This is a genomic window from Rhodococcus sp. LB1 (assembly GCF_001583455.1).
In the GTDB taxonomy this organism is placed as follows: domain Bacteria; phylum Actinomycetota; class Actinomycetes; order Mycobacteriales; family Mycobacteriaceae; genus Rhodococcus_F; species Rhodococcus_F opacus.
This window is the reverse complement of sequence record NZ_LTCZ01000007.1, coordinates 18,349-30,006: the sequence shown is the minus strand read 5'-3', so window position 1 is coordinate 30,006 and position 11,658 is coordinate 18,349. Positions and strand designations below refer to the sequence as shown.

Genomic DNA, 11,658 nt, shown 5'->3' with positions numbered 1-11,658 from the left:
ATGATCACGATTCGGGTCATTCGTCCTCCAAAATTGCCGGACCAGCCAGATGCCAGATTCCGGATAGATCGCTAACTGCCTGACCGGGGCCCTTCTGAGGCGGCCCTTAGGTCGAGCGCTCCTCGGAGAGGTGCCACGCTCGCATCCTTTTATCGAGTAGCCGAGATGGCACGGCCTTCACCCGTGGTGCACGGCCACCGAAAGTCGAATATACGTCGCTATGTGGGCGAATTTTCGCCCGCGCCCGACGGTTACGTCATTTATATGAGGACTGGGTGTGGTCGATCGCCGAGGCAGCTCAGTCATAGATCAGTGTCCGCAACCGTCGCCAAATTTCTTCGATGATGACCCGATCGGATGCACCGAGTGTCGAGCACCTCGGTGAACCGCACGTCGTCTCAGCAAGCAGTGGTGCGTCTGATCCTCCACACCATTACTGGCACACGAGTACCAACATTTCGCCGTCAGTGGGGCCTGTTTTTGCCCACCGTCAATTCCTAAGTCATTTATATGAGCACCGGATGTGGTCGATCGCCGATAGAGCTCAGTCATAGATCAGTGTCCTCGGCCACGGCGTATTTCTACGCTGAAACCCAGTGTGGATGAAACGATGAGGAGCGAGTACATGAATCGTCAGCTGTCCGCAGATCGAGTGCGTGTGCACGGCCCTGACCGGGGCGCCGAGACCTCATGTGCCGTTGCCGCGGATTCGCCGACGTCGCAGATCCGCGAATCACGGGCAACCGCAAGATGAGCAGCGAAGCGTCGAACAGCGAGATCGATGAGTCCGAGCTGCGGGTGGGGCACGTCCACGACCATGCGGCAGGAATGACTGCAGTTGGGGTTTCCCTCAAGCGGGCGTTCACGCAGATGGGCGTAGCCCGGACGGTTGTCACACTGCCACTGCTGAATCAGCGGCACGGCTTCGACTGTCCCGGATGTGCGTGGCCGGAAAGCCAGGGCAGGCGGAAGCCCGCCGAGTTCTGTGAAAACGGCGCCAAGGCGGTCGCCGAGGAGGCAACCACCCGTAGGGTCACCCCGGACTTCTTCAGGGCGCATTCGGTGGCAGATCTGGCCGACAAGTCCGACTACTGGCTCGGCCAGCAAGGACGGTTGACCGATCCCATGGTGCTCCGGCCTGGCGCAACACACTATGAGCCGATCTCGTGGGACGCGGCATTCGGTCTGCTGTCGGGCGAGCTCACCGACATGCCCTCTCCCGACCAGGCCCTGTTCTATACCTCCGGCCGCACCAGCAACGAGGCCGCGTTCCTCTACCAGCTGTTCGCACGCAGTCTGGGCACCAACAACCTCCCGGACTGCTCGAACATGTGCCACGAGTCCTCCGGTGCGGCGTTGACGGAAACGATCGGCATCGGCAAAGGATCGGTCAGCTTGGACGACCTGCACCATGCAGACCTGATCCTGGTGGTCGGCCAGAACCCCGGCACGAATCACCCCCGGATGCTGTCGGCACTTGAAGAGGCCAAACACAACGGTGCCTCCATCGTCTCCGTCAACCCACTGCCCGAAGCCGGGCTGATGCGCTTCAAAGACCCGCAGAGCGTGCGCGGCGTACTGGCCAAGGGAACGTCACTGACCGACGTGTTCTGCCAGATCCGCCTCGGCGGCGACCTCGCGTTCTTCAAGGCCATCGCCGCCAGACTGTTCGCGCGTGAGGAACTGGCGCCGGGCACCGTGATCGATCGTGACTTTCTGGCCCGCCACACCCACGGCTTCGACGCCTACCGGGAGCAAGTCCAGAACGTCGAAGACGCGGAACTGCAACGGGCGACCGGACTTTCCGTCGACCAGCTCGACGACGTCGCCGACCGGTTCGCGCGGGCGGATCGCATCGTGTTGTGCTGGGCAATGGGGCTGACCCAGCACAAGCATTCGGTTCCCACGATCCGTGAGGCCGTGAACTTGCTGCTGATCCGCGGGATGATCGGCAAGCCGGGGGCAGGTGTATGTCCGGTGCGCGGACACTCGAACGTGCAAGGTGACCGCACCATGGGCATCTGGGAAAAGATGCCCGAACCGTTTCTGACCGCTCTGGACGATGAGTTCGGAATCGAGTTCCCGCGCCGGCACGGGTACGACACCGTCGACGGCATTCGAGCAATGACGCGCGGCGAGATTCGTGTCTTCGTCGGAATGGGCGGCAACTTTGCCCGGGCGACTCCCGATAGCGAGATCACCGAGGCCGCCTTGCGTAGCTGCCGGCTGACCGCCCAGGTGTCCACCAAACTCAACCGCTCACACGTGGTGACCGGACAGACCGCGCTGATCCTGCCCACGCTGGGACGCACCGAGACCGACATCCAGGCCAGCGGAGCCCAATTCGTCACCGTCGAGGACTCGATGTCGGTGGTGCACCGCTCACAAGGCCGACTGAGTCCGGCGAGCACGAAACTGCTGTCGGAGCCGGCAATCGTCTGCCGCCTGGCACGGGCCACATTCGGGGATGAGCATTCGGTGCCCTGGGAGAAATTCGAAGCCGACTACGACACCATCCGCGATGCGATCTCGCGGGTCGTCCCGGGCTGTGAGAACTACAACGACCGCGTTCGCGGCCGAAATGGTTTCGTGCTTCCTCACCCGCCACGCGATTCGCGAGAGTTCACCACAACCACGGGAAAGGCGAACCTGACGCTCAACGAACTCGCGTATCCGACGATTCCCGAAGGACGACTGTTGCTGCAGACGCTGCGAAGCCATGATCAATACAACACCACGATCTACGGACTCTCCGACCGATACCGGGGTATCGAAAACGCCAGGCGGGTAATCATGGTCAGCCCTGCGGACATCGAACAGCTCGGCTTGCATGATGGCCAGACCGTCGATCTGGTGAGCGAATGGGAGACGGACGGTCGCATCGACGAGCGCCGGGCGCCCGGCTTCCGCATCGTCGCCTACCCGACCGCAACGGGCTGTGCAGCAGCCTACTACCCGGAGACGAATCCACTCATTCCGCTGGACTCGGTCGCCGACATTTCCAACACTCCAACATCGAAATCCGTTGTCGTGCGCCTTGACTCAGCACCTGTTGAGTTGCACACCGGACAACGGCGGGAGCCCCAATGACAATCGACTTTTCGCCACCCCGGTATGATTCCGACCTCCACAGCGCGCCGAGCACGACCCGGCCCGGCACCGAGCCCCTGAAGGTGATGGGCATCCTCAACCTCACCCCGGATTCGTTCTGGGCCGGCAGCCGCTATGCCGCAACCGAGGAGGCGATCGCCGCAGGCGAGGCGATTTTCGAGGCGGGCGCCTGGGCGGTGGATATCGGCGGTGAATCAACACGGCCCGGCGCGGTCCCGGTCTCGCCGGACGCCGAACTCGAACGCATCGCGCCGATCATATCGGCTCTCGCGACGAAGGGCCGGGTCTCCGTCGATACCCGACACGACGTGGTCGCCGAGGAAGCGGTCCGGCTGGGCGCGTCGATCGTCAACGACGTCTCCGGGACCCTGCACAACGTCGCCGGCCGACTGAGCTGCGGATACGTTGGGATGCATTCGCACACCGTCCCGGTGTCGATCGATGGGCATCCGGTCTACGACGACGTCGTCACAGAGGTCTCCACGCACCTGACCGGCATCGCTGCGGCGGCCCGCGTCGAGGGAGTTGGAGAAATGTGGATCGACCCCGGCATCGGCTTCGGAAAGTCACTCGAAGACAACGTGGAACTTCTGCGCCGGTTGCCGTCGATCTGCGCGCTCGGTGTGCCGGTGCTGCTGGGCGTCAGCCGGAAGTCGTTCATCGGAAAGGTGACCGGTCGCGAGGTAGGTGAGCGCCTGCCGGGGTCGCTGGCACTCATCGCCCCGGCATGGTCGGCGGGGGTCGATGTAATCCGGGTACATGATGTGCCGCAGACACTCGACACGATCGCGATGCTCGAGGCGGTATGGGGTGCCACGTCGTCGTAGCCCAGCCGACACCCCCCATCGGCGACTGCCTGCGATGAGCAATGAAGCCCGGGAGTGGCGGGAGCACGGTGTATCCGCCCTCACCGGCGCATTCGCTTCTGGTGGGCGCCAGATCAGGGCCAACCCAACGCCAATGAGGGCTTGTTCGGCGGGGGCGCGACAGAAAACCTGCAGGTAGCGGCCGATCCGACCAGGTTCCTCTACGACCTTTGACGTATATCGGCCTCCAACGCCGAGAATGTCTCGACCAGGGGGTGCATTCCATTGGCCGGCCATGCATTCTTGGGATGCAACGTCGTTCCTACTGCTGTCTGATGCCCGCCGTCACAGCCGACGCTGAGGAGGTCCACCATGGTCGGCGCGCGTGAGAGCGACGGATCGATGACACTGCTCCCCTTCGCCTGGGCTGGTCTACCCGAAGCGGCGCCGGACGGTCTCGCGGTCGTCGATTCGGCAGGACGATTCGTCCGCATCAATCGTGCCGGGGCACGGTTGTTCGGAAGGACCGAGACGGCCCTGATCGGCACCTTGTCACCGTTCTTGTTTACCCCCGAGGTCGCCCCCGAGCCGGTGGGCCTGTTCGACGACGGTCCGAGTGAGCAAGTCACCCCGTGGGCGCTCGACGAGGGGCCGCAGCGGGAGTTCGCGTATCGGGTGCAGCAGGCGCCTGGGAATCCCCGCCTCGCCGTCGTGACCTTTCGGGACGTCACCGAGGAACGCCGGCGGCAACGTCGGATCGTCGCCGTCGCCCGCAGCGCCGCGAAACTGGCGTCGCAGGGGTCGCTCTCGGCGACCCTCGACGCGCTCGCACGGGAGGTCCTACAGACCGACGCGCTTGCAGGGGTGCAGATCCTGACCGTCGACGAAAGCGGCCAGGGGCTGCGGATCATGGGTTCAGCCGGATTCCAGCATTGGCCGGACTTCTTCGACCGTCTCCTCGAATGCCGGGAGCGCGGTGCCTCCCTGTTGATGCTCGATGCGCTGACAGACAGCGAACCGAAGGTGGTCGCGCACCGCTGGGAGACCATTCAGACCGACCCTGCGTGGGAACCGCTCCGCGAGTATCTCGGCGAACTGCACTGGGACTCGTTCGCAAGCGTGCCGCTGATAATCCGCGGCCGGGCCGCGGGGGTACTCAACGCCTTCTTCGCCCCGGGGCAGATCGTGAGCACCCGAACCCTCGAGTTCCTGACCGCGATGGCAGAGCAGGCGGCGGTCGCCATCGATTATGCCGCCCTGATGCATCGCGAACGCGACGTCGTCCGCCGCCAAGAACGCCAACGCCTGGCGCGCGACCTACACGATTCCATCGTCCAGCAAGTATTTTCCATCTCCATGCAGGCCAAGTCGATGGAGGTGCTTGCGCAGCGCAGCACGTCGCTCCCGGCCGACGCTGTCCAACGTATCGCCGACGAGGTCGGACTGCTCTCGCGCACCGTCCTCGCGGACCTGCAGGCCATGGTGCACGAACTGCGACCGCTGTCGACCACACAGGTGGGCGGGCTGGAAGAGGCAGTGCGCGCACTAGTCGACAGCACCACGAATCGGACCGGTCTGCGGTTCCGCCTCTTCATGGGTCAGGGGCTCGACGGAATCGAGGGTGAGATGGCGGAGGACGTGTACAGGATCGTCGCCGAGGCGATCCACAACGTGGTCAAACACGCCGAAGCGGGCAAGGTTGAGATCCGGATCGGTGTCCGTGACCAGCGCCTACGCGCCAGCATCTCCGACGACGGCCGGGGCTTGTCCTCACCGCGCGAGGACATACCCGGACATTCGACTGGATACGGACTGCAGACAATGACGGAAAGGGCCGAACGATGGGGTGGAACAGTAACGGTGAAGCCACGCAAAAGATCCGGGACCATCGTGCAGGTGTCGGTTCCACTGACCGCCGGACTCCCACGAGCCGGCGCCTCGGTGGAAATCACGGGCACCTGGACACCGCCGGCCGACACGAAAGGCCGAGCATCGTGACCGGGACAGCCGCCCGCAAGATCAAGGTCTTGATCGTCGACGATCACGCGGTCGTTCGTCGTGGTATCCGCGCCTACCTCGACGTGCTCGACGACATGGAGGTTGTCGACGAGGCGAGCGATGGCCAGGACGCGCTCGACAAACTCGACACGATGGCCGCCCACCAGGAACTACCCGACGTCGTTCTGCTCGACCTGCTCATGCCCCGCCTGGACGGCGCCGCCACGACATCACGGATCACCAGCGCGTATCCCGAGGTGAAGGTCGTCATCCTCACCAGCTTCGGCGAGATGGAGCGAGTGCACACCGCCCTGGCGAACGGGGCGTCCGGGTTCCTCCTCAAGAGCGCCGGACCGCACGAGGTCGCAGGGGCGATTCAGGCCGCCGCCCGCAACGATGTGTTCCTCGATCCGGTGGTGGCCCGCCGCTTGACGCAGGAGATCGTCGCACCGCCCACCGGCATCAGTGCACTCACCGATCGGGAACGAACCGTGCTCAGCCTGATCGCCACCGGCAAGTCCAACAAGGCCATCGCCAGTGAACTCGTCATCAGCGAGCGAACCGCCCGAACTCACGTCAGCAACGTGCTGCGCAAGCTCCAATTGACCTCACGCACCCAGGCAGCGCTGGTCGCGGTACGCGAAGGCCTGGCACCCCCGCAAGGCTGACGCTGCGCCTGTCGGCGGCGGCTCGGCGGGAACCTTCGCGCACATACTGTAACGATCGACCATCCCCCGATCCACAACTTCCTTTCGTCGGGTACCCGGGGCACGTCTCCGCGGGTTCGCGCCATGCGGTTGAGCGTTGGCGCCGACCCGGGGCACCCTCGACCAGCACACGGGTGTGCCCCCGGTGCAGACACACCGGGGGCACACTCGTTGCTCGACAAAGCGATGGAAGGGCGGAGCTATTTACGTTCCTGCGGATGGGTGGCTAGGGCTTCCACCGTCACGTCCATCCACTTCCACATCGGCAGCGACGCCAGAGCGTCATGGAGTTCGGCCGGGTCGCCCGCTTCGTACAACCCGACGGTGGCGTTGCGGCCGGGTACCCTCCACAACCGCTTGAGTATCCCTGCCTCGCGCAATTGCATCGCACGGTCACGTTCGCCCGCGCGAAGGCGCTCGCGGGTCTCGTCCGGAGTGTCCGCCGGCATCAGGTTCTCGGTGCGAACGAGGAATTCCATGTTGTCCTCCAACCACTCTCAGGCGGAAACAGTCAGCAGAAGATCCGCCAACTTCTTGGGTTCGGTGACCATGGCTTCGTGCCCGGTCGCGATGGTGTGGACTGGCCATCCGTGGGCCGCGGCCCGCTCGGCGTGGTCCTGGAACACCCGCATCCAGTCCGTGCACTCGATGAACGAGGCCGGCACCCGGTCGGCGGCGCCGGTCAGCCGCAGCGGTTCGGTGTAGGTCAGCCACGGATGGGGAGTCAAGCGGGCGCTGAGCCAGTCGATGTCGGTTTGCTCCGATACGCCGAGCACCGTCAGTGAGCGAACCGGGATCAGCCATCCGAAGCCATTGTCCTGCACAGCCTCCCGGTAGTGTCCTGCGATCGTGGACGGTTGCAGATCGATTGCGGCGTCGCCGTCCGAGCCGACGAAGGCGTCGAGGTAGATGCGCTGAGCAAGCCGATCCGGGATGCGGTCCGCGACCCCGGTGACCACCTGTCCTGCGTAGCTGTGCCCGACGAGTACGACGTCCTGTGCATCGTAGGCCTCGATCAGGCTCACTACGTCCTGGATGTGGGTGTTCAGTCCGACGGACGGATTCAGCAGGTGCGCGCGATCGCTGACACCGGTCAATGTCGGTGTGTGCACCTCGTGGCCGGCCGCGCGTAGTAGCGGCGCGACCCGCTGCCAGACCCAGCCCCCGTGCCAGGCACCGTGCACGAGAACGAACGTGCTCATGCGGTCACCGCGCTCGTCGCACCGAGGTCTTCGAACAGGGCGAGCGCGGCCGCGGTGTTCGATGCCGGGACATGGTAGGTCTCGTGGATCCGTTTGATGTTGTTGCTGAGCGCGCCGCGCATGATCAGCCACATGATCAGTTCGATCCCCTCGGTACCCGCCTCCCGGACATAGTCCTCCCTGGTGAGTGCGGCGAGCTTCTCGGGATCGGTCTCGATGGCGTCGAGGAACATTCGGTCGAACTCTGCGTTGATCAATCCGGCACGCGCACCGGCCAGCTGGTGCGACATCCCGCCCGTTCCGAAGACGGCAACCTTGCGGTCTTGCGGGAACGATCGGATCGCCCGTCCCAGTGCCTGCCCGAGCGCGTAACAGCGAGCCGCTGTCGGTTGTGGGTACTGGATCACGTTGACCACCACCGGGACGACGGCGCAGGGCCAGGCCTGGCCCGGATCCGGGCAGTACACCGACAGTGGCACCGTCAAACCGTGGTCGACGTCGAGCTGATTGAACGTGGCGATGTCGAACGAATCGTCCATCAGTTCCCGGACGAGGTGCTCGCTGAGCTCCGGGTCACCGATCACCGGGGGCACCGGCCGATGTCCCCATCCCTCGTCTGCCACCGGGTACGACTCGGCGGTGCCGACACCGAAGGTCGGAATGAGATCGAGATCGATCGAGTTCGCGTGGTCGTTGTAGATGATTACCGCGACGTCTGGCCGGTGTTCGGCCATCCACGAACGAGCCGGTGCGTATCCATCGAAGAGCGGCTTCCAGTACGGCTCCTCGGTCTTGTGGTTGTCCATCGCCGCCCCGATCGACGGCACATGGGAGGTCGCCAGACCCCAGATCACCTCAGCCAAAGCTCCGTCCTCCTGCACTCAGTTCCGCCGCGAACTCGTCGGCGGTCATCCCGGTGAAGACGCCGCCGAGGTACTGCATCGATTTCTTGTCCATCATCGCCAGCTTGAAGATGTAGAAGATGGATGCACCGAGATCCGACATGCCGATCCAGTCGCGATCGAGCACTGCCTGCTTCTGTTGCGGGGACAGTCCGTACGCGTCGCAGTAGGCGGCCTCGTCCGCGGTGAAACGGTCGCGGTTCTCGGCGTCCTTGAATGATCCACACATGCGGTTGAGGGCGTAGCCTCGCCGGTTCTGGGTCAGATCGAGGATGTAGTTGTCCTGCGCCTTACTCATGTCGCCTCCTCACGAGGTCGCTTCGTGTTCGCGTGCGGCGCGGATCGTTTGCGACAGCAGCGTGGCGATGGTCATCGGTCCGACACCTCCCGGGACGGGGGTGATGTACGAGGCTCGTGCTGCTGCGCTGTCGTATTCGACGTCGCCCTTGTCGTCGGCGTAGCCGGCGTCGACCACGACCGCACCCGGTTTGAGCCATTCACCGCGAATCAATTCCGGTCGGCCGACCGCTGCGACCAGGATGTCGGCCTGCGCGATGTGGTCGGCCAGCCCAGTGGTCCGTGAATGGCAGTACGTCACCGTGGCGTCACGCGCGAGCAGCAGCATGCCTACCGGCTTGCCCAGGATGGGGCTGCGCCCGACCACGACGGCATGCTTGCCGGCCAACGGGATGTCGTAGGCGTCGAGGAGCGCCATGATCCCGCCCGGGGTCGCGGATTCGAATCCACCCTCGTCGAAGGCCATCGTCGCGAAGGAGGTGCGGGTGACGCCGTCGACGTCCTTGGACGGGGCGATGGCCTCGAACGCTGCGCGCTCGTCGATGTGGTCCGGCACCGGATGCTGGAGCAGAATCCCATCGACGGCCCGGTCGGCGGACAACTGGCGGATCTGCTCGACCAATTCGTCGGTGGTGATCGTCGCGTCGAGTTCGATGCGGCGCGACTCCATCCCGACCTTCGCGCACCGGTTTGCCTTCATCCGGACGTAGGTGTGGGAAGCGGGATCGTCACCGACGAGCACGGTCGCCAGGACCGGGACACGCCCCTGATCGGAAACGAACTCCTCGACCTCTTTCTGCACACGGTCGAGGATCGTCGACGATACATGACGTCCATCCAAGATCTTCGCGGTCACTGACACTCCCTAGAACACAACAGTCGTGTTGCCGTCGCGGATGACCCGGTCATCGCAATGCCAGGACACCGCCTTCGACAGCACCGAACGCTCGACGTCCGCGCCGCGCCGCTGGAATTCGCGGGTGGATTCGCGGTGCGATACCCGAATGACGTCCTGCTCGATGATGGGACCTTCATCCAGGTCCTCGGTGACGTAATGCGCGGTCGCGCCGATCAGCTTCACGCCGCGGTCCTTCGCCCGCTGATACGGTCCGGCACCCATGAACGCGGGCAGGAACGAGTGATGGATGTTGATGACCGGCACGCCGATCTCTCCGAGGAAGTCACCCGACAGGACCTGCATGTAACGGGCGAGGACGACCATGTCGACGTTGCCCTTGAGCAGATTGAGGTGTTCCTTCTCCGCGGCCTCCTTGTTGTTCTTCTCGACCGGCACGTGGAAGAACGGAATATTGAACTGCCGCACGTCATCTCCGAGATCGGGATGATTGGAGATGACCATGGGGACCGTCATGCGCAGCTCGCCGCGGCGCTGGCGCCAGAGCAGGTCGAGCATGCAGTGATCAGACTTGGAGACGAGGATCGCAACTCGCTTCTGCCGCTTGGCTTCCACCAGCCGGTAGGACAGTCCCAGGTCGTCGACCAGGCTCTGGTCGAGGGCGTCGGCGAGTGCCTCACGCTTGACGGACAGCTCCGGCAGATGGAACACCGTGCGCTGGAAGAATTGTCCGCCTGATGGATCACTGGTGGTCTGGTCGAGTGCGACGACGTTTGCGCCGTGCTCAGCAAGTACGGTGGACACACGGGAGACGATGCCGGGCTGGTCGGCGCCCTGCACGATCAGGCGGCCGTAGTCTTCGGCGAAGATGTTGTCGGTCATGACCGAGCATCCTTTTCCACGATGGCGGTGAGGAGTTTCTGCCGCCAGATTTCGGTTTTGCGGAGTTCGTTGAAAGTGAAGATGTGCAGGCCGGCGATGTTGTTGCTGGTCTTGGGGACGGCGCCGCCGAGTTGCTTGACCAGTCGGGTGGGGTTGTAGCCGCCGGGCAGAAGGAATCGCCACAGCATGCTCTGCTGCTTCTGCAGGAACCGCGCCGACTGTCCCAGTCCGATGCCGGCCGAGATCCGCATCAGTTTCTGGCGGCTGACCGGGCCCGGCATGCCGATGTAGATGGGGCGGTCGACCCCGGAGGCGGCGACGCCTGCGGCCCACTTGCTGGTGGTGGTCGCGTCGAAGCAGATCTGTGTCAGGATCCGCGTCGCCAGTGGCGCCTTCTGCTGCAGTGCCAGATCGATGAGTTCCTGTTCGATCGCGCCGTGACCCTCCGGGTAGCCACCGATACCCACTTCCTGGAAGGGGTGACCGACTTCCTCCATCGCCCGGAGCAGTCCGAACGCATCGACGAACTTGCCTGCCGGGTTGGGTGCGTCACCACCGATGACGAACACCGACTTCACTCCGATCTCGCTGAGTCGGGCGATGACGTCAGCGACGTGCGCGTCGTCGACGAACTGGCGGCCCGGCAGATGCGGAGAAACTTGGTAGCCGTGGTTGATCAGTCGTTCGGTGAGGTTCAGGGTGGTGTCGATTCCCTTTGCCTCGGTCACCGTTACGGTGAGGGGGACCGTCTTGGGAACGTGATCGACCACGTCCTGCTCGGTGTTCTTGAACGGCATCACTTCGTAGCTCATGTTGCGTACGAGGTCCGCCGCGTTGCTGCTCCGGTGGCGAACGCCGGTTTCGTTGCTCAAGTTCGTCATTGGTTCCTCGTTCCCG

Annotated in this window: 11 protein-coding genes; 4 read left to right on the top strand and 7 right to left on the bottom strand. The window is 64.2% G+C overall.

Features of this window, described 5'->3' with window-relative positions:
* Nucleotides 1-750: 750 nt before the first annotated feature.
* From AZG88_RS01720 to AZG88_RS01705, 4 genes are all read left to right on the top strand, one after another.
* Entirely contained in the window at nt 751-3,090 is a 2,340-nt protein-coding gene (locus AZG88_RS01720) for an FdhF/YdeP family oxidoreductase (protein WP_061696859.1), read from the top strand.
* Entirely contained in the window at nt 3,087-3,938 is an 852-nt protein-coding gene (gene folP, locus AZG88_RS01715) for a dihydropteroate synthase (protein ID WP_231913765.1), read from the top strand. The genes AZG88_RS01720 and folP overlap by 4 nt, the downstream gene beginning before the upstream one ends.
* 351 nt (nt 3,939-4,289) lie before the next feature.
* On the top strand, nt 4,290-5,915 hold the full coding sequence (locus AZG88_RS01710) for a sensor histidine kinase (RefSeq protein WP_197487759.1): 1,626 nt from the start codon (nt 4,290-4,292) through the stop codon (nt 5,913-5,915).
* Nucleotides 5,912-6,583: a response regulator gene (locus AZG88_RS01705; protein ID WP_061696856.1), complete on the top strand. Its 672-nt coding sequence runs from the start codon at nt 5,912-5,914 to the stop codon at nt 6,581-6,583. The genes AZG88_RS01710 and AZG88_RS01705 overlap by 4 nt, the downstream gene beginning before the upstream one ends.
* Nucleotides 6,584-6,822: 239 nt before the next feature.
* Here the strand turns inward: AZG88_RS01705 and AZG88_RS01700 are convergent, their stop codons facing one another.
* From AZG88_RS01700 to AZG88_RS01670, 7 genes are read right to left on the bottom strand one after another with little or no spacing between them, the layout of a single operon-like run.
* The gene (locus AZG88_RS01700) at nt 6,823-7,101 is read right to left on the bottom strand and encodes a muconolactone Delta-isomerase family protein (protein ID WP_061696855.1); all 279 of its coding nucleotides are present in this window, start codon (nt 7,099-7,101) and stop codon (nt 6,823-6,825) included.
* Nucleotides 7,102-7,119: 18 nt separating this feature from the next.
* Nucleotides 7,120-7,824, bottom strand: coding sequence for an alpha/beta fold hydrolase (locus AZG88_RS01695; RefSeq protein WP_061696854.1), 705 nt, complete (start codon nt 7,822-7,824; stop codon nt 7,120-7,122).
* Nucleotides 7,821-8,678, bottom strand: coding sequence for a class III extradiol dioxygenase subunit beta (locus AZG88_RS01690; RefSeq protein ID WP_231913766.1), 858 nt, complete (start codon nt 8,676-8,678; stop codon nt 7,821-7,823). The genes AZG88_RS01695 and AZG88_RS01690 overlap by 4 nt, the downstream gene beginning before the upstream one ends.
* Before the next feature lies 1 nt (nt 8,679).
* Complete coding sequence (locus AZG88_RS01685; protein WP_061696852.1) at nt 8,680-9,024, bottom strand: protocatechuate 3,4-dioxygenase; 345 nt, start codon at nt 9,022-9,024, stop codon at nt 8,680-8,682.
* A 9-nt stretch (nt 9,025-9,033) separates the two neighbouring features.
* Nucleotides 9,034-9,879 (bottom strand): bifunctional 5,10-methylenetetrahydrofolate dehydrogenase/5,10-methenyltetrahydrofolate cyclohydrolase, encoded by an 846-nt coding sequence (locus AZG88_RS01680; RefSeq protein ID WP_061696851.1) that lies wholly within the window; start codon nt 9,877-9,879, stop codon nt 9,034-9,036.
* Between the two features lie 9 nt (nt 9,880-9,888).
* A complete protein-coding gene (gene purU / locus AZG88_RS01675) occupies nt 9,889-10,761 on the bottom strand; it encodes a formyltetrahydrofolate deformylase (RefSeq protein ID WP_061696850.1) in 873 nt (290 codons plus the stop codon).
* A complete protein-coding gene (locus AZG88_RS01670; protein WP_061696849.1) occupies nt 10,758-11,642 on the bottom strand; it encodes a methylenetetrahydrofolate reductase in 885 nt (294 codons plus the stop codon). The genes purU and AZG88_RS01670 overlap by 4 nt, the downstream gene beginning before the upstream one ends.
* Nucleotides 11,643-11,658: the final 16 nt, after the last annotated feature.

Bases quoted from the DNA above. Each gene is read 5' to 3' on its own strand.
- AZG88_RS01720 (WP_061696859.1), top strand. From the start codon at position 751: ATGAGCAGCGAAGCGTCGAACAGCGAGATCGATGAGTCCGAGCTGCGG.
- folP (WP_231913765.1), top strand. From the start codon at position 3,087: ATGACAATCGACTTTTCGCCACCCCGGTATGATTCCGACCTCCACAGC.
- AZG88_RS01710 (WP_197487759.1), top strand. From the start codon at position 4,290: ATGGTCGGCGCGCGTGAGAGCGACGGATCGATGACACTGCTCCCCTTC.
- AZG88_RS01700 (WP_061696855.1), bottom strand. From the start codon at position 7,101: ATGGAATTCCTCGTTCGCACCGAGAACCTGATGCCGGCGGACACTCCG.
- AZG88_RS01695 (WP_061696854.1), bottom strand. From the start codon at position 7,824: ATGAGCACGTTCGTTCTCGTGCACGGTGCCTGGCACGGGGGCTGGGTC.
- AZG88_RS01685 (WP_061696852.1), bottom strand. From the start codon at position 9,024: ATGAGTAAGGCGCAGGACAACTACATCCTCGATCTGACCCAGAACCGG.
- purU (WP_061696850.1), bottom strand. From the start codon at position 10,761: ATGACCGACAACATCTTCGCCGAAGACTACGGCCGCCTGATCGTGCAG.
- AZG88_RS01670 (WP_061696849.1), bottom strand. From the start codon at position 11,642: ATGACGAACTTGAGCAACGAAACCGGCGTTCGCCACCGGAGCAGCAAC.